The 17,348-nt window shown below is 69.2% G+C and carries 14 protein-coding genes; 9 read left to right on the top strand and 5 right to left on the bottom strand.

Annotation, left to right across the window (positions count from 1 at the left end; genetic code table 11):
* Nucleotides 1-3: 3 nt before the first annotated feature.
* From ACFOM9_RS05425 to ACFOM9_RS05400, 6 genes are all read left to right on the top strand, one after another.
* On the top strand, nucleotides 4-519 hold the full coding sequence (locus ACFOM9_RS05425; protein ID WP_386707043.1) for a DUF1697 domain-containing protein: 516 nt from the start codon (nucleotides 4-6) through the stop codon (nucleotides 517-519).
* Between the two features lie 52 nt (nucleotides 520-571).
* Nucleotides 572-1,456, top strand: a complete 885-nt coding sequence (locus ACFOM9_RS05420; protein WP_386707040.1) for a carbon-nitrogen hydrolase — start codon at nucleotides 572-574, stop codon at nucleotides 1,454-1,456.
* 174 nt (nucleotides 1,457-1,630) lie between these two features.
* Nucleotides 1,631-2,236 carry a TetR/AcrR family transcriptional regulator gene (locus ACFOM9_RS05415; RefSeq protein WP_386707037.1) on the top strand — a complete coding sequence of 202 codons (606 nt, stop codon included), beginning with the start codon at nucleotides 1,631-1,633 and terminating at the stop codon, nucleotides 2,234-2,236.
* A 64-nt stretch (nucleotides 2,237-2,300) separates the two neighbouring features.
* Complete coding sequence (locus ACFOM9_RS05410; protein WP_386707034.1) at nucleotides 2,301-3,170, top strand: alpha/beta hydrolase; 870 nt, start codon at nucleotides 2,301-2,303, stop codon at nucleotides 3,168-3,170.
* Nucleotides 3,171-3,347: 177 nt separating this feature from the next.
* The gene (locus ACFOM9_RS05405) at nucleotides 3,348-4,568 is read left to right on the top strand and encodes a TraB/GumN family protein (RefSeq protein WP_386707031.1); all 1,221 of its coding nucleotides are present in this window, start codon (nucleotides 3,348-3,350) and stop codon (nucleotides 4,566-4,568) included.
* A gap of 33 nt (nucleotides 4,569-4,601) precedes the next feature.
* A complete protein-coding gene (locus tag ACFOM9_RS05400) occupies nucleotides 4,602-5,069 on the top strand; it encodes a pyrimidine dimer DNA glycosylase/endonuclease V (protein WP_386707028.1) in 468 nt (155 codons plus the stop codon).
* A gap of 45 nt (nucleotides 5,070-5,114) precedes the next feature.
* Here the strand turns inward: ACFOM9_RS05400 and ACFOM9_RS05395 are convergent, their stop codons facing one another.
* The 3 genes from ACFOM9_RS05395 to ACFOM9_RS05385 form a co-directional block, all read right to left on the bottom strand.
* A complete protein-coding gene (locus tag ACFOM9_RS05395) occupies nucleotides 5,115-8,213 on the bottom strand; it encodes an efflux RND transporter permease subunit (protein ID WP_386707026.1) in 3,099 nt (1,032 codons plus the stop codon).
* A gap of 109 nt (nucleotides 8,214-8,322) precedes the next feature.
* Nucleotides 8,323-11,835, bottom strand: a complete 3,513-nt coding sequence (locus ACFOM9_RS05390; protein ID WP_386707023.1) for an efflux RND transporter permease subunit — start codon at nucleotides 11,833-11,835, stop codon at nucleotides 8,323-8,325.
* Nucleotides 11,832-12,977 (bottom strand): efflux RND transporter periplasmic adaptor subunit, encoded by a 1,146-nt coding sequence (locus ACFOM9_RS05385; protein ID WP_386707020.1) that lies wholly within the window; start codon nucleotides 12,975-12,977, stop codon nucleotides 11,832-11,834. Before ACFOM9_RS05385 ends, ACFOM9_RS05390 begins: the two co-directional genes overlap by 4 nt.
* Nucleotides 12,978-13,205: 228 nt before the next feature.
* Here ACFOM9_RS05385 and ACFOM9_RS05380 point away from each other — a divergent pair, with 228 nt between their 5' ends.
* Both ACFOM9_RS05380 and ACFOM9_RS05375 read left to right on the top strand, forming a co-directional pair.
* Entirely contained in the window at nucleotides 13,206-13,640 is a 435-nt protein-coding gene (locus tag ACFOM9_RS05380) for a c-type cytochrome (RefSeq protein WP_386707017.1), read from the top strand.
* 8 nt (nucleotides 13,641-13,648) lie between these two features.
* Nucleotides 13,649-14,092 carry a c-type cytochrome gene (locus tag ACFOM9_RS05375; RefSeq protein WP_386707014.1) on the top strand — a complete coding sequence of 148 codons (444 nt, stop codon included), beginning with the start codon at nucleotides 13,649-13,651 and terminating at the stop codon, nucleotides 14,090-14,092.
* A gap of 218 nt (nucleotides 14,093-14,310) precedes the next feature.
* Here ACFOM9_RS05375 and ACFOM9_RS05370 read toward each other — a convergent pair whose 3' ends face one another.
* A complete protein-coding gene (locus ACFOM9_RS05370; protein ID WP_386707011.1) occupies nucleotides 14,311-16,005 on the bottom strand; it encodes a hypothetical protein in 1,695 nt (564 codons plus the stop codon).
* A 26-nt stretch (nucleotides 16,006-16,031) separates the two neighbouring features.
* Nucleotides 16,032-16,625 (bottom strand): NfuA family Fe-S biogenesis protein, encoded by a 594-nt coding sequence (locus ACFOM9_RS05365; protein WP_386707008.1) that lies wholly within the window; start codon nucleotides 16,623-16,625, stop codon nucleotides 16,032-16,034.
* A gap of 197 nt (nucleotides 16,626-16,822) precedes the next feature.
* On the opposite strand from ACFOM9_RS05365, the gene ACFOM9_RS05360 reads away from it, so the two are divergent.
* Nucleotides 16,823-17,161 (top strand): 4a-hydroxytetrahydrobiopterin dehydratase, encoded by a 339-nt coding sequence (locus ACFOM9_RS05360; RefSeq protein WP_386707005.1) that lies wholly within the window; start codon nucleotides 16,823-16,825, stop codon nucleotides 17,159-17,161.
* Nucleotides 17,162-17,348: the final 187 nt, after the last annotated feature.

Genomic DNA, 17,348 nt, shown 5'->3' with positions numbered 1-17,348 from the left:
CCCATGCCCCGCTACGTGGCACTGCTCCGCGGCGTCAGCCCCATGAATGCCAGGATGTCGGCCCTGCGCGCGTGCTTCGAGGGCGCCGGGTTCACCAACGTCACGACCCTGCTGTCCAGCGGCAACGTGGTGTTCGACGCTCCGCGCCGCAGCGACGCCACACTCGCGCGCCAGGCCGAAGCGGCGATGGCCGAAACGCTGGGGCGCAGCTTCAGGACCTTCATCCGCCTGCAATCACAACTGCGAGCGCTGCTGGATGCCGATCCTTTCCAGGCCTTCAATCTCCCGCCCGGCGCGAAGCGGGTGGTGACCTTCCTCGATGCGGTGCCGGTGCCACCAACGGTGCTGCCCATCGCGAAGGCCGAGGCGCGCATCCTCGCCATGCGGGATCGAGAAGTCTTAACCGCCTACGTGCCGGCGCCCGGCACGCCGGTCTTCATGGCACTGATCGCGAAGACCTTCGGCGACGCCACCACGACCCGCACCTGGGACACGCTGCGCCGCTGTGCCACGGCATGAACAGCGCGCGGCCATCATGCCGTCCGGCACCTGCATTCCCTACAATCCACGCATGAAGACCAGAACCCTCCCGGTCGCCCTGGTGCAGGAACGCAACCACGGCAGTGCCGAAGACAATCTCGCCGTGATCGAACAGCGCGTCGCCGAGGCCGCGCACCAGGGCGCCAAGCTGGTGCTGCTGCAGGAGCTGCACAACGGCGCCTATTTCTGCCAGCACGAGTGCGTGGACGAGTTCGATCTGGCCGAAACCATCCCCGGCCCGAGCACCGAGCGCCTGTCGTCACTGGCGAAACAGCACGGCGTGGTGCTGGTCAGTTCGCTGTTCGAGAAGCGCGCTACCGGGCTGTACCACAACACCGCGGTGGTCTTCGATGCCGACGGCTCCACCGCCGGCAAGTATCGCAAGATGCACATCCCCGACGATCCGGGGTTCTACGAGAAGTTCTACTTCACCCCCGGCGACCTCGGCTTCGAACCGATCGACACCAGCGTCGGCCGCCTCGGCGTGCTGGTGTGCTGGGACCAGTGGTATCCCGAGGCCGCGCGCCTGATGGCGCTGGCCGGCGCGGAACTGCTGCTTTACCCCACCGCGATCGGCTGGGATCCCGGCGACGACCAGGCCGAGAAGGACCGCCAGCGCGACGCCTGGATCCTCAGCCACCGCGGCCACGCGGTGGCCAATGGCCTGCCGGTGCTGAGTTGCAACCGAGTCGGCCACGAACCGTCGCCGCTGGGCGCATCGGGCATCGATTTCTGGGGCAACAGCCATGTGCTCGGGCCGCAGGGCGAGTTCATCGCCGAAGCCGGTGGCGAACCCACGGTGCTGGTCTGCGATGTCGACCTCGGCCGCAGCGAGCACGTGCGCAGGATCTGGCCGTTCCTGCGCGATCGCCGCATCGACGCCTACGACGACCTGCTGCGGCGCTACCGCGACTAGCGGATTCGCTGGCGCACTCCGCGTGGCCCGGACGCGGATCCGTCAGGGGCGAGCCGCACCCGAACGCTGCAACGCGGCGGCGCAATAGAGACGTTTCGCCGCGCTGTGCCGCAGGCCGGGGTCTCCCGACAAACGGTCGAAATAAAAACGAACGGTCGTGCTATCGTGCGCCGCATGTCCAGCCTGACTGCCACCTCCAAGGGCGCCGCCACCCGGGATGCCATCCTTGACCGGGCCTACGAAATCGCCCGGCAGACGGGGCTGGAAGGGTTGTCGATCGGCCCGCTGGCCCAAGCGGTGGGGATGTCCAAGAGCGGCGTCTTCGCCCACTTCGGTTCGCGCGAGGACCTGCAACTCGCCGTGCTCGACGCGGCGGCCCACCGCTTCGGGGACGCGGTGCTGATCGCGGCCCTGTCGCAACCGCGTGGTCTTCCGCGCCTGCGCGCGCTGATGCACAACTGGTTCCAGTGGGGCCGCCATGCGGCCGGCGGCTGCGTGCTGGTCGGTTCGGTGACCGAGTACGACGACCGGCCCGGCGTCCTGCGCGACAAGGTGCTGCACAACGAGCAGCGCTGGCGCAGCGCCCTGGAGCGCGCCGCCCGGCTGGCGATCGAATGCGGCCACCTGCGCGACGGCGACACGGACCAGTACGCCTTCGAGCTCTACGCCATTCCGCTGGCGATGCTGCACGAGGCCGGACTGTTCGGCTACGAACGCGCGCGGCGCCACGGTGACGCCGCGCTGGAACGCTGGATCACCGCCCACTCCCCCCAGACCTGATCCCCACCCGAGGTGCGCCATGCCTGCAGCCTTGTCGAAAATTGGCACGAACGTTCGTTTCCGCTTGCTGCGTACCAGCTTCCTCTTGGGCAGCCTGCTGCGTCCGCAGGCCACGCTGCGCCGCGCGGGCGACCTGTTCTGCACGCCGTTCCCGAGTTCACGTGCGCGCGCCCTCGCCGCGCCCACCGGCCAGGCCGCGGAGGCTGACCTCGAACTCGACGGCCAGCGAATCCATACCTACGTCTGGGGCGACCCTCGCTCGCAGCCCTACGTGCTGTTCGCGCACGGCTGGTCCAGCCACGGCACGCGTTTCCTGCCTTGGGTCGAACGCCTGCATGAATGCGGCTACGCCGTGGTCGCGTTCGACCAGCCGGCCCACGGGCGCAGCGGCGGACGGCGCGCCACGCTGCCCGAATTCGCCCGCACCCTGGCTGAAGTCGGCCGGCGTTTCGGGCCCGCCGCGGCGCTGGTCGGGCACTCGCTGGGGGGCGCGGCCGCCGCCATCGCGATGGCACGCGGGCTTGCCGTGGAGCGCGCGGTGCTGATCGCGCCGGCCGCCGACCCGGTCGATGCCGCGCTGCGCTTCGCGCGGGTGGTCGGGCTGCCGATGCGACTGGGGCGCCGCATGGTCGCGATGTTCGAATCCATGGTCGGCACGTCGTTCGACGAATTCCAGGCGCATCGCAACGCGCCGCGGATCGGCAGCCCGGCGCTGATCGTGCACGATCTGGACGATCGCGAAGTGCCCTGGGCCGAAGGCGAGCGCTATGCACGCTACTGGCCCGATGCGCGGCTGCTCAGCACCCGCGGCCTTGGACACAACCGGATCGCCCAGAACGAGGACGTGATCGTCGCGACGATGCGATTCCTGCGCGGCGAGGCGGTCGGTCAGCGCGTGGTGTCCACGCCTGCCCTGCCGTACGGCATCGCCTGAACACCTCTCGCGCCCTTGCCCGTGCCCCGTGCCCCGCAGGCAAGAGGCACGGCAAACACTCAGGGCCGCGCCGCCCCTGCAGCGGTCCACGTTCTTTGCGGGCGACGCAGGCGAGCGTCTATGCTGCCGGCCCGTCGTGGCGTTGCCGTGGCGCCCCGCCCGCACGACACGCCCCTGATGACGACCGACACCGTTCCGCCCTCCCCGCTCGCTGCCCTTGCCGGCCAGCCGCATGCCATCGTCGAACGCGATGGCGTGCGCTACACCCTGCTGGGCACGGCGCACGTGTCCCGCGACAGCCTGGATGCGGTGCGCGCGGCCATCGACACCGGCGCGTACGACGCGGTCTCGGTCGAGCTCGACACCCAGCGAATGCTGGCGCTGAGCGACCCGGACGCGCTGGCCAAGCTCGACCTGGTCAAGGTCATCCGCGAGGGCAAGGCGGCGCTGTTCGCGGCGAATCTCGGGCTGGCCGCCTACCAAAGACGGCTTGCCGAGCAACTCGGGATCGAGCCCGGCGCGGAGCTCAAGGCCGCGGCCGACGAAGCGCGCCTCCGCGACCTGCCCGTGCACCTGATCGACCGCGAAGTGGGCGTCACCTTCAGGCGCATCTCGGCGCGGCTCGGATTCTTCGGCCGCATCCGCCTCGTCACCGGCCTGCTCACCGGCCTGCTGGTCGACGACGAGGTCGGCGAGGAAGAGATCGAGAATCTCAAGCAGGGCGACATGCTCGAAGCCAGCTTCGGCGAGTTCGCCAAGCATAGCCCCGCCCTGTATGAAACCCTGATCGACGAGCGCGACCAGTACATGGCATCGCGGCTGCGCGAAACCAGCGGCGAGGCGCGCGACGTGCTGGCGGTGGTCGGCGCCGGGCACCTGCAGGGGCTGGCCCGCTACCTGCGCGAGGAGACTCGGGATCCGCACGCGATCTGCGAGGAGCTGGACTTCGTCCGCAAGAAGAAAAAGCTGCCCTGGTTCACCATGGTGGTCACCACGCTGGTGCTCGGCGGCATCGGCTGGGGGTTCTGGCGCGGCGGTTTCGCGCTTGGCGCGGACCTGCTGCAGCAGTGGGTGCTGTTCACCGCCGGACTGGCCGCGCTGGGCTGCCTGCTGGCCGGCGGGCATCCGCTCAGCATCCTCGCCGGCGCGATCGCGGCGCCGTTGAAGCCGTTCCGGCCCGGCATTCCCTCGGGCACCTTCAGCGCGCTGGTGGAACTGCGCGTGCGCAAGCCGGCCTATGGCGATTTCCTGGCCCTGCGCGACGATGCGCAGACCCTGCGCGGCTGGTATCGCAACCGCGTCGCACGCGTGGTGCTCAACTTCATCCTGACCAACCTGGGCACCGGCATCGGCGTGTGGTTGGCGGGCGCACGGATCGTCGGCAAGCTGATCGCCTGACCCCAACCCGCCAACGCGAGGCGAACGACACCCGTGCGCATCTGGTCGCTGCACCCGCACTACCTCGACCGCCAGGGATTGCTGGCCGTGTGGCGCGAAGCCCTGCTGGCGCAAGCGGTCCTGCGCGGCAGGACCCGCGGCTACACGCGACACCCGCAGCTCGAACGATTCCGCGACCACGCTTCGCCGAAGCTGGCCATCAACGCCTACCTCGCCGCGGTGCACGCCGAGGCAACCGCGCGCGGCTATGCCTTCGACCGCAGCAAGATCGGGCCGCTGCGCGCGATCGAGCCGATCCCGGTGACCTTCGGCCAGCTTGCCTGCGAACGCCAGCACCTGCTCCGCAAGCTCGCAGTCCGCGACCTGCTGCTGTCGGAACAGCTCCAGGCTGACGCCCGCCCGCAGTGCCATCCGCTGTTCCGCCCGCATCCGGGGCCGGTGGCGCCCTGGGAACGCGCACCCGCAGCCGGCGCCGCACCGCGGGCGCACGCGCCCGATTGACCTGGCCCCGGCCCGCGTCGACCGCGGGCGCCACCTCAAGGCGGGCTAGCCTTCCAGGGCCGCGCCCACCGGCACTTGCGGCACCCCGCGCGCGCGCCGCAACAGGCGCGAGGTGCCGTGCCGCAGGTCGTCGAGGATCGCGTAGATCGTCGGCAGGAACAGCAGGCTGACCAGCGTCGAGAAGGCGAGTCCACCGGCGATCGCGCGCGCCATCGGATAGTAGGCGGGCATGTCGTCGGTCGAACCGGTGTTCATTGCGATCGGGACCATCGCCAGGATCGCCGTGCCCATCGTCATCAGGATCGGCCGCAACCGCTCGCGGCTTCCCTCCACCAGCGCATCGGTCCGGCTCATGCCGCGCCGGCGCAGGTTGTTGATGTGCTCGATCATGACGATGCCGTTGTTCACCACCACGCCCATCAGCACCAGGATGCCGATGAAGGCCATGATGTTGAACTCGGTGCCGGTCAGCCAGAACAGCCAGTACACGCCGAACACCGAGAACACCACGCCGCTCATGATCGCCGCCGGGAACAGCAGCGACTCGAATACCGCGGCCATCACGATGTAGATCATCACCAGCGCGATCAGCAGGTTGAACAGCATCTGCGCCATCGCTTCGTCCTCGTCCTGGAAGGCGCCGCCGTCGAACGAGTACGAATAGCCGGCCGGGAAGGCGAACGCCTTGAGCGTTTCCTCCATCGCGGTGCGGGCCTCGGGCATGGTGACCTTCTGCGCGAGGCTGGCCTTGATGGTCAGCGTGGTCTGGCGGTTGGTGCGCTGGACCTGGGTGGCCGATGGGTCGATCGACACGTCCACCATCGCCAGCAGCGGCACGGTGCGGCCATCGGGCGCGCGCACCATGAAGGTCGCGATGTCGGACATGCCGTAGTGCTCGGCGCCGGCAAAGCGCACCCATACCGGGACCTCCGTCTCGCCGCGACGGAACTCGCGCAGCGAGGCGCCGCGCAGCGCCAGCCCGACGAACCGGGAGACCTCCTGCGCGCTGAAGCCGAACGCGGCGGCCCGTTCGCGATCGACCCGGACGCTGAGTTCGCTGTTCTGGTCGCCGGCGTCGACATGCACGTCGCGCAGCTCCTTGCGCCGCGCCAGGATCGGCACGATGTTGCGCCCCAACTCGGCCAGCGTCTGCGACGAATCGCCCACCAGCTGCACCTGCACGTCCTGCCCCGGACCACCGCCGCCCGGCCCGCCACCGCCGCCGTTGCGCACGCCGATCTCGGCGCGCGCCGACTTCGGCAGCGCCTTGCTGATCGCATCGGTCAGCGACTTGATCTGCTCGGGTTCGGCGGAATCGAATGTCACCTGCGTGCCGGCGTCGCCCTGCTCGCTGAACCACGAGTAGATCTGCGTGACATGGAACTTCTCGCGGTTGCTGTCGAGGAACTCCTCGACCCGCCGCACCTCGTCCGACATCTGCGCCACCGTGTACGAGCCCTTCCACTGGTAGTAGATGTTGATCTCGTCGCCGCCGTCGCCGCCGAACATGTTGCTCTTGGTGTTCATGACCGGGACGATGCTGACCGCCACGATCAGGGCGATGCCGATCACGCTCTTGCCGCGATGCTCCAGCGTCCAGCGCAGGAAGCGCGCATAGCGCTCCTGCATGCGCGGGATCAGGCCGCCGGTCTTCTGCACCGCCGGCGGCGTCTTCAGCCGCGCGGACAGCATCGGGATCAGACTCACCGCAACCAGCCAGGACGCCAGCAGCGAGACCGAGATGGTGATCGCGATCTGCGACAGGTAGATGCTCAGGAAGTTGCGCTCGCCGAACAGGTTGGGCACGAACACGATGCAGTGGCACAGGGTGCCCGCGGTGAGCGCGATCGCGACGTGGCGGGTGCCGATGATCGACGCCAGCTTGGGCTTGCCGGGGATCTTCTCGCGTTCCTGGTAGATGCTTTCCACCACCACCACGGCGTTGTCCACCAGCATGCCGACCGCGAGCAGCAGGCCCATCATCGTCAGGATGTTGAGCGTGACACCGGCGAAATGCATGAAGCCCAGCGTCATCACGAAGCAGATCGGGATCGCCAGCGTCACCATCAGCGTCGACGGCCAGTGGCGCAGGAAGAAGAACAGCACGATCACCGACAGCACCAGGCCGATCGCACCGGCCTCGGCCAGTTCCAGCAGCGAGGTGGTCACGTCCTTGCCCAGGTTCTGGATCACGGTCACGCGCACGTCGCGCAGCGCGGATTCGCTGCGGATTGCCTCGATCTCGGCCAGCACGGTGCGCGACACCTCCACCAGGTTGGCGCTGCGTTCCTTGAAGATGTCCAGCCCCACCGCGGGCTGACCTTCGAGCCGGCGCCCCATGTCCAGGCGCGCGGACTTGAGCTGCACGGTGGCGACATCACCCAGGCGCAGTCCGCGCTCGTTGATCACCAGGTCGCGCAACTGCTGCAGGTCGACGATCTCGCCCACCGGCTGCACGCGCAGGCGCTGGCCACCGTCCTCGATCTCGCCGGCGGACACGGAGAAGTTCAGCTGCTGCAGCCGCTGCGCCAGCTCGTTGAGGCCGATGTCGTGGGCCGTCAGCCGGTCGGGCGCGATCGCGATCTCGACCTCGTTGGGCATCGCGCCGGACACTTCCACGCGCGCCACGCCGGCGATGCGCTCCAGCCGCCGCTTGAACTCGCGGTCGATCAGGTCGTAATCGTTCGACAGGTCGATGCCGTTGCCGGCGGCCAGGCGCACCCGCAGCACCGGCTGGTCGGTGGTGGAGAACTTGAGCACGAAATAGCGCTGCAGGTCGTCGGGCAGTTCGTCGCGGATGGCGTCGATGCGCTCGCGCGCCTCGGAGGCGGCGATCGCGACGTCCTTGCTCCAGTCGCTGAACTGGATGAACAGCTGGGCCCCGTCGGCGCGCGCGCTGGAATCCATGCGCTTGATGCCGGCCATCGTCGACAGCGCCTCTTCCGCCGGCCGCAGCACCGTGCGCTCGATTTCCTCGGGCGTCGAACCGGTGTACGGCAGGGAGACGAAGATGAAGGGCGGCGATACCTCGGGAAAGGCCTCGAGCGGCAGCCGCACCGCCGCGATGATGCCGATCACGAACAGCGACACGAAGAACATGATCGTCGTCACCGGCCGGCGGATGCTGAATTCGGCGACGCTCATGGTCGTGACCCCTGTCCTGCAAACGTCCGGATCGATCGCGCGCCGCCGATCAAGGCCTGCGCCGCCTCACGCTCCGCCGCTGCGCAGGCCACCGGATGTCGTGCAGCTGTCATGCAGCATCTCCGTCGGCTCGAATCGCGTCGTGCGCGGCCAGGTCCTCGGCGCCCGTGCGCCTGGCGCGGGCCAGGTAGTAGTCGTCCGCGCGGCGATCGAGCAGGTCGTACACCACCGGGATCACCACCAGCGTCAGCAGCGTCGATACCAGCAGGCCGCCGATCACGGTGATCGCCATCGGCGAGCGCACTTCCGCGCCCTCGCCCACGGCGAGCGCCAGCGGCAGGAAGCCGAACAGCGTGCACATCGTGGTCATGACGATCGGCCGCAGGCGCGAGCGCGCGCCTTCGACCAGCGCTTCGCGCTTGGCAACGCCAGCCTCGCGCAGCTGGTTGACCTTGTCGATCAGGATGATCGCGTTCTTCACCACCAGTCCGACCAGCAGGATCAGGCCGATGAACACCACCACCGACACCGCCGACCGCGTCAACAGCAGCGCCAGCACCGCGCCGACCAGCGCCAGCGGGATGGTGAACAGGATGACGAACGGATGCAGCAGCGATTCGAACTGCGAAGCCATCACCAGGTAGACCAGGAACACCGCCAGGCCAAACGCCATCAGCAGCGACCGGATCGACTGCGACAGCTCCTCGCCCTGGCCGCCGATGTGCATCCCGACGCCCGCGCCGACCGGGTTGTCGCGCACGAGTTGTTCGACCTCGCGCACGGCGCCGCCCAGGTCGATGTCGCGCAGGTTCGCCGAGACGATCGCCACGCGCACCTGGTCGGCGCGGTGGATCTCGCTGGGGCCGGTGGTCTCGACCACGTCGGCCACCGCATCGAGCGTCACCGGCCGCGCGCTGCCCGGGTTCACGATCAGGCGGCGGATGTCGGCGACCGATGCGCGATCGGAGACCTGCGCACGCACCAGCACATCGATCTTGCGGTCACGGAAGCTGTAGCGCGTGGCCACGTCGCCGCGCACCTTCTTGACCACGATGTCGGCGATCTGGCGGGTGGTCAGGCCCATCGCCCCCGCCCGCTCCTGGTCGAAGCGGATCTGGATCTCGGGGAAGCCCTGCTCCACCGTCGACTTCACGTCGGCGTAGTGCGGGTTGTCGCGCAGCAGCGCGGCGAGCCGGCGGCCTGCGTCTTCGATCGACGCCAGATCCTGCCCGCGCAGTTCGATCTCCAGCGGGGTCGAGAAGCTGAAGAGCTCGGGACGGCTGAAATCGACCTGCGCCCCGGGGTGCCGCTGCATCGTCATCCGCAGCTTCTCGGTCTCGGCCGCTTCGACCTCCTTGCTGCCGCCATCGGCCATGACCACGGTGAGCTTGCCGATGTTCTCTCCGCTCTCGGTGGGGTTGGCGTCCAGGCGCGTGCCGCTGCCGCTCACGCCGTACAGCGTGCGGATGCCGGGATCCTTGTCGTGTTCGCCCTGCAGCTCGCGGATCAGCTGGTCGGTCTGGCGCAGCGGCGTGCCGGGGGGCAGTTTCACCGTCATCTCGAAACGGTCCTGCGCGAACTGCGGGATCAGGTCCGCTCCCAGCAGCGGGACTGCCGCCAGCGTGAGCGCGAACGCGATCGCGGCGAAGCCGAGCACCAGCCACGGACGCTGCAGCGCACCCGGAAGCAGCTTCAGGTAGCCGCGTTCGGCGCGACCGTAGGGCGCCATGGCCAGGTCGCTGGCCTTGCGCATGACCGGGCCGACGACCGCGACCACGCCGCGCCACAGCCGGACGAACAGCCAGGCGATGCCGAAGAACACGCCGCGAGTCCCGGCACCGATCCCGCGCCCGGTCGCGGCCACGGGCTTCTGCCACTTCCGGTCGGGTTGCCACTGCGGATGCGGCGGCTCTTCCGGGAACGCCATCGGCGGCCGGCCCTTGAGCGCGCTGAGCATCGGGATCAGGGTCATCGCCACCGCCAGCGAGATCGCGATCGCGATCGCCACCGTCAGCGCCTGGTCGCGGAACAGTTGCCCGGCGATGCCTTCGACGAAGACCAGCGGCAGGAACACCGCGATCGTGGTCAGGGTGGAGGCGACCACCGCCATGCTGACTTCGCGGGTTCCGGCGACGGCGGCCTGCAGTACACCCAGGCCGCGTTCGCGCGCCTTGGCGATCGATTCGAGCACCACGATCGAGTCGTCCACCACCAGGCCGGTGGCCAGCGCGAGGCCGCCGAGCGACATCACGTTGAGGCTCAGGCCCAGCTGGTCCATGAAGAAGAACGTGGTGACGATCGACACCGGCAGCGACAGCGCGACGACGAAGGTGCTCCAGCCGTCGCGCAGGAACAGGAAGATCACCAGGATCGCCAGCAGGCCGCCAATGACGGCGTCCAGCTTCACGTCGGCGATGGCGTGGCGGATGAAGGTCGACTGGTCGTCGATGGTGGTCAGTTCCACGCCGGGCGGAATCTGCGCCTTGATCTGCTCCAGGCGCTTGGCGATGGCATCGGCGGTGGCGACGGTGTTGGCATCGCCCTCCTTGTAGATCGCCAGCTCGACGGCTTCGTTGCCGCCCATGCGGATGATGGCCTCGCGCTCCTTGTAGCCCTGGCGCACGGTGGCGACATCCTTGAGCCGGACCGGGACGCCGCCGGCCACGGTGCTTGAACCGGCGGACGATGCGCTCTCGACCGAGGCGGCGGCGGCCATCGCATTGGGATCGCCGGTCGCGGCGGCGACGCGCGCCATCTGCTGCGCCGCGCTTTCGGCGGCGTTGCTGCCGGCGCCCTGCGTGGTCACCAGCATGTTCGCGATCTCGTCGACGCTGGCGAACTGGTTGACCGTGCGCACCAGGAACCGCTGCGATCCCTGTTCGAGCCGGCCGCCGGAGATGTTGATGTTTTCCTGCTGCAGCCGCTGGATCACGGTTTCGATCGGCAGGCGCAGCTGGGCCAGCTTCTGCTGGTCGATGTCGACCTGGATCTCGTCCTCGAGGCCGCCGCCGACCTTCACCGCGGCCACGCCCTCGACCGGCTCGAGCTTCTTCTTCAGGTCGTCGTCGGCGTAGCGGCGCAGCTGGATGAGCTCACGGATCGCGTCGTCATCGGTCGCGGCGCGGGCCTTGCTCGACAACGCCAGCCGCAGGATCGGCTCGGTCGACGGATTGAAGCGCAGCAGCACGGGCGCTTCGGCTTCCAGCGGCAGCTGCAGCACTTCCATCTTGTCGCGCACTTCGAGTCCGGCCTGGGCCATGTCGGTGCCCCAGGCGAACTCCAGCACCACGTCGCTCTGGCCGGTGCGCGACACCGACTTCATCGTGCGCAGGTTCTTGACCACGCCGACCGCTTCCTCGACCGGCTCGGTGATCAGCGTTTCGATTTCCGAAGGCGCAGCGCCCGTGTACTCGGTGCGCACGGTCAGCGTCGGATAGCTCAGGTCCGGCAGCAGGTTGACCTTCAGCGAGGCCAGCGCGATCGAGCCGAACAGCAGCATGGTGATCCAGAACATCGCCACGGTGACGCGGCGGCGCGTGGATACCCCGACCAGCCCGTTGCCCGAGTCATCGTCCGGGCGAGGCGCACCGGTCGCTTCCGGATCGTGTGCGCCGCCACTCATTGCCTGGCTTCCGTGCCGGCTGCGGCCTTGGCAACCGGCTTGCTCCCCGGCTTCTTCGCGGGCTCACCGATCACCTGCACCGCGCTGCCGTCGCGCAGCGCGACCTTGCCCGCGGTTACCACCGCATCGCCCGGCTTCAGGCCGCTGCGCACCTCGGTCCATTCGCCGTCGGTGTAGCCGGTCTTGATCGGTACCCGCGCCGCCTTGCCACCGCGCACCACGTAGACCGCCGGCGTGCCCTGGTCGTCGAGCAGTGCGATGCGCGGGATCACCAGCGCATTGGCGCGCTGGTCGTAATCGATCTTGATGCGGCCGAACATGCCCGGCTGCAGCGCGCCGCCGCCGGAGAACGCGCAGATCACGCGAAACGTGCCGCTGCCCGAGTCCACCACCGGCGCCACGCGGTCCACCGTGCCGTCGAACGACTGCCCCGGCAGCGCATCGACCTGCAGCTGCACCGGCTGCCCGGCCTTGAGCGTGGCGATCTCGCGCTCCGGGACGTTCAACGTCAGCTCGAGGCGGGAGTCGTCGACGATGCGGAAGATCGGGGTGTTGATCTGCACGAAGTTGCCGGGCTTGATCGACCGCGAGGCGATCGTGCCGGAAATGGGCGCGACCACGCTGGTGTAAGACAGCTCGAGGTTGGCCATGTTGTTGACCGCGCGCGCGTTGGCCAGGTCGTACTTGAGCTGGTCCAGGTCGTTGGCGCTCACCATCTGCTGCGAGGCCAGCTGCCCGGCGCGCTTGTAGTTCGCTTCCAGCTTGCGCACCTGCGCCTCACTCTGTGCGGCCTGCAGGCGCGCGCGATCCGCGTCCAGGCGCACCAGCACCTGTCCGGCCTTCACGTGCTGGCCTTCCTCGGCGAACACCGCCATGGCAATGCCGGATGTCTTGGCCACCACCTGCGATTCGGCGCGCGCTTCCAGCGCCCCGGTGCCGGTGTAGCTCGCCGCGACCGCGCGATGCGAGGCCTTGGACACCTCCACGGGGATGGCGTCAGCGGCCTTTTCGGCGCCGGGCGCCTTGGCCTGGGCGGTGCCTTCCCCATCGTCCTTGCAACCCCCCAGCGCGGCCACCCCGGCCACGAGCACGCCGGCCAGCAACGCCTTCGTGACGCCTGAAAACACGGTGTTCTTGTCCATCTTTTTCGCTAGCCCCTACGGTGTTGTAGCAAGGTATATCACCCGCCTCGGCGCAACATGCGCCAGAGGTCATGGTGACTGGCGGCGGACGCGCGCCGGCACGTCGGCATGCCGCGAGGTTTTGGGTTGGTCTCAAGCTGTCGCTATACTGTTGCGGTTGCGCGACGCCCAGGTGTTCACGCGACCAGCCAGTTCCATTCCAGCCATTCACGATTGCGGATACCCGACATGACGCGACCGGTGCCGATCGCCGCCAGCCTTGCCCTTGCCGCGCTGTCCTTCGCGGCGTTCGCCCAGACGCAAACCGCGCCCGCCACCAGCGAGCCCGCCCCGGCAGCCGCCGCTCCCGCGCCTGCCGCGCCAGCACCCGCGCCCGCCGCGGCGGCCGCCAGCACGCCAGCCACGCCGGTCGGCTCCGCCGCTCGCGGCAAGCTGCTGACGTTCACCTGCCAAGGCTGCCACGGCGTCACCGGTTACAAGAACGCCTACCCGAACTACCACGTGCCACGCATCGGCGGGCAATCGGCGGTCTACCTGACCAACGCCCTGACCGAATACCAGAAGGGCGCGCGCAAGCACCCGACGATGCAAGCGCAGGCGCAGAGCTTTTCCGGGCAGGACATCGCCGATATCGCGGCCTATCTTTCGGAGTTGAAGCAGTGAGCCGCGCCATGACCCGTTCCGCTCCCGTTCTCGCCATCGCCCTCGCCTCCGCGCTGGCGCTTGCAGGCTGCTCCGGCGGCGACACGCCGGCCGAACACTCCTCGTCGGACCGCAGCGAAGGCCACACCAGCTCGTCCGCCGGCCTGCCCAACGGCCACGTCGACGCCGGCGAGAAGCTCGCCCACACCAAGGGCAAGGCCACCGGCCAGTCCTGCGTGGACTGCCATGGCGAGGAAGGCAACGCCCCGATCGATGCCAGCTATCCCAAGCTCGGCGGCCAGTACTACGACTACATCGCCCACTCGCTGCAGCAGTATCGCGACGGCAACCGCGAACATGCGCTGATGTCGCAGCAGGCCAAGGAGCTGACCGACCAGCAGATCGCCGACCTGGCCGCATACTTCGGCTCGCGTCCGACCCAGCTGCGCGACCTGCACGGCGTCAACGACTAGGCATCGCGCGCGCCGGCCCGGCGCGGCGATTCCGACGGGAAGGCCCGCTTCGGCGGGCCTTTTTTGTGAGCGGAACTTGCAGCTTCCGCATTGGAAGGATCCCGCGTTCTCGGCGACGACGAACCCGCAGGAGCGGCGGAAGCCGCGAACCATTGTGCTCCAAGATCGACGCGTCGGGAAACGCACTCGCGGCTCCCGCCACTCCCACGAAAACGCGATTATCGCGACCCCGGCGGCTTGCCCAGCGCGTCCTGGTTTTCCTGCAGCTCTGGTTTGAACGGCACGTCCGGCGGCTTGCGCGCCTCGGCCTCGACGTCCTGCATGTTCGGGTCGGTGATGCCGCACGCGCCGCCGAGCGCCAGCAGCACCACCGAGCACTTGATGCTCTTGGACGTGCCGGGAATCGGAATCCGCACTTCCTTGATGCTGCGACGCACCCATTCCTGCAGCAGGGTCTCGCTGGGAACCCAGAATTTGTCGAAGGCGGTCGGCGTGTAGTCGAGCGGCGGACGCTTGAGCCAGGTGCCGTTGCGGTCGATCTTCTCGAAATCCTCGGTGATCGTGCCCGGCGGCAGGCCGCCCCCGACGTTGCCATCACCCGAAGCGAGCTTCGGCGTGCCATCGGCGTTGAACAGTCCCGGCGTGCCGGCCTGGCCACCGGGACGATTGCGCGTCGAAGCGCCCCAGTCGTCGCCACGCGTCGGTGAAGGCAACGCTCCGGGCTTGGGCGAAGAGGTCGCGCCGCCTCCGGTGGTGGTACCAACGGGCCGGGTCCCGGCGCTTGCGGTCTGGCTGCCGCTCGCGGACGCGCTACGCGAAGCGCTGGCCGTCGATGTCGCCGAATCAGGCGAACTCGCGTTCGCCGCGCCGGCGCTCTCACTGCGCTGCGCCTGCGTCGCTTCGCCGGATGGCGCCCGGCTGGGCGTGGGAATGGCGCGAATCGCGACCTGCGGCGCCTGCGCGCGCAGGTCGGGCGCGGCGCTCGGACGCACCGGCACCCTGGGCACGCTGACCGGGGCGATCGGTGCGGGAATCTCGCGCACCGTGATCGTCGCCGGCTGCTGCAGGCGCGGCGAAGCGACCCGTGGCGAGGCGGGCTCGATCGCCTGCAGCGCCGGAGCCACCGCCGGCGCCGGAACCTCGACCATTTCGACCTCTGGCGCCGTTATGCCCAGCTCCGGCACCGGCCTGACCGGCTGCGGGACGGCGAGGTCCACCGGCGGCACGGTGAACACCTGGTCCGGCTCCGGGGTTTCGGTGACCTGCAGCGGCTGCTCGACCGGCGGTGCCTGCGCAGGGGGCGCGGGCGCCGGCGGATCGACCGCGGCCACGGCCGACGCCGGAGGCGATACGCTCTGCGCCGCGGCTTGCGGCGGCTGCGCGGTGGCCGCCGCGCTGGCGGCCGACTCCGCCGTTTCCTGCACGGTCATCGCGCCCGGCGGCGGACCGCCGCCCGTTTCTTCCGGCGTGCCCTCGCCGATGTATTCGACCTGGATCACGTCCTCGCCCGCGCTCGCCGGCTCGGCAACGCCCATGAAGCGCACATAGGCCACGTAGATCAGGAATATCGCGAACAGCACGTGCAGCAGCAGCGTCACCACGCCGGCAGCGATCCGGATCCCGGGTTCTTCGTGCTCGCTGGCCGGCTGCCACTGCTGCCGCCACAGGGTATTGAATGCCTGCCAGCGGTTGAGCTCCGCCATCGCGCGCGGCGGCAGCTTCGGCTCGCGGGCCAGGAAGATCGCCAGGATCGCCTCGGCAGCCGCGCCGGTGACCGCCCCGATCCGTTTTTCCATCGCGTCGAACCAGGCCGCCCATCCCGGCGGGAACTCGCCCGCGGGACGCTCGGGCCGCAACGATCGCCGCCTGCGTCGTCGCAGCGCGTCGATCAGTTCGGCAGAGGAAAAGGTCATCCAGTGGCCGCTGGCGCGCTACCGGGTCACGCCGAGCCGCGGGCGATGTAGGGCGCCGCGCCGCTGTCGTGATCGGTCGCGTCGCGCACCGCGGTCACGCCGGGCACCTTCTCCAGCAGGGTCTTCTCGATGCCCTGCTTGAGGGTGACGTCGGCCATGCCGCAGCCGTGGCAGCCCCCGCCGAACCGCAGCACCACCACCCCTTCGGCGGTGATTTCCTGCAGCGCGACGTTTCCGCCGTGCTGGGCCAGCTGCGGATTGATCTCGTGCCCGATCAGCCAGCGCACGCGTTCGACCAGCGATGCCGATTCAGCCGGGGCCTCGCCCTTGATCTTCGGCGCCCGGATCTGCAGCTGGCCGCCCGTGGCCTGGGTCGTGTAATCGATCTGCGCGCCGTCGAGGAACGGCGCGCTGTCGGCGTCCAGCCAAAGGGTGAAGCCTTCGCAGTCGATCGCCCACTCGTCGCCGTGCAGGTCGCCCGGCTCGGCGAACTCGAGCCGCACGTCGGCACGCGAGGTGCCCGGATCCTTCGCCGCCAGCCGCACGCCCATGCCGGGCACGGCTTCGCGCTCGATGAGCTTGCGGAAATGGGACTGCGCGGATTGTGAGATGTCGATCATTGCCTGCTGCCTGCTGCGAGGTACCTGCCAGTACCACCGGCGCGCGCGGTTGCCCGTGCGGATGCGGAGGTTGCCGGCCGTGGGGCGTATTCTAGCGACCCCGCCGATTCGCGTTCGTTCCGGTTCCGTAAAACCCCGGCGACGAACATTTCCCGTTCAGCGCGCCACCGCGGCGCGCGCCGTCGACAGGAGCCGACATGCCCGACCTGCCCGCCCTCGCCCAGGCCCATTGCACCCCGCGCAAGGGCAGCGAACATCGACTCTCCCTGGCCCGCATCCAGGAACTGCTGCCCCAGGTCCCTGGCTGGGAAGTGCTGGAAGACGGCCACGCCCTGGGCAGGACATTCGCGTTCAAGGACTACTACCACACGATGTCGTTCGTGAACGCCCTCGCCCACGTGGCCAACCGCGAAGACCACCATCCCGACCTGGGCGTGCACTACGACCGCTGCGTCGTGCGCTATTCCACCCACGACGTCGGAGGCCTGAGCGAGAACGACTTCATCTGCGCGGCAAAGGCGGACCTGCTGGCGTAGGCCGTTCCCGCTGCCATTGCCGCGCCGGCGATCAACAACCCGGCGCGGCCCGCAGCGCTTCGGGGCGAAATCAAGGAGGAGGCGGCCGCCGCAGGCGGCTGACGGGGGACATTCGCCCCGAAGCGCTGCGGGCCACGCCGGGTCCGCCAGCCGCGACGATGCCTGCGATCAGGGGTGCGCCCACAAA

This window comes from Luteimonas notoginsengisoli (assembly GCF_042648885.1).
In the GTDB taxonomy this organism is placed as follows: Bacteria; Pseudomonadota; Gammaproteobacteria; order Xanthomonadales; family Xanthomonadaceae; genus Luteimonas; species Luteimonas notoginsengisoli.
This window is presented reverse-complemented; position numbering and strand designations above follow the sequence as displayed.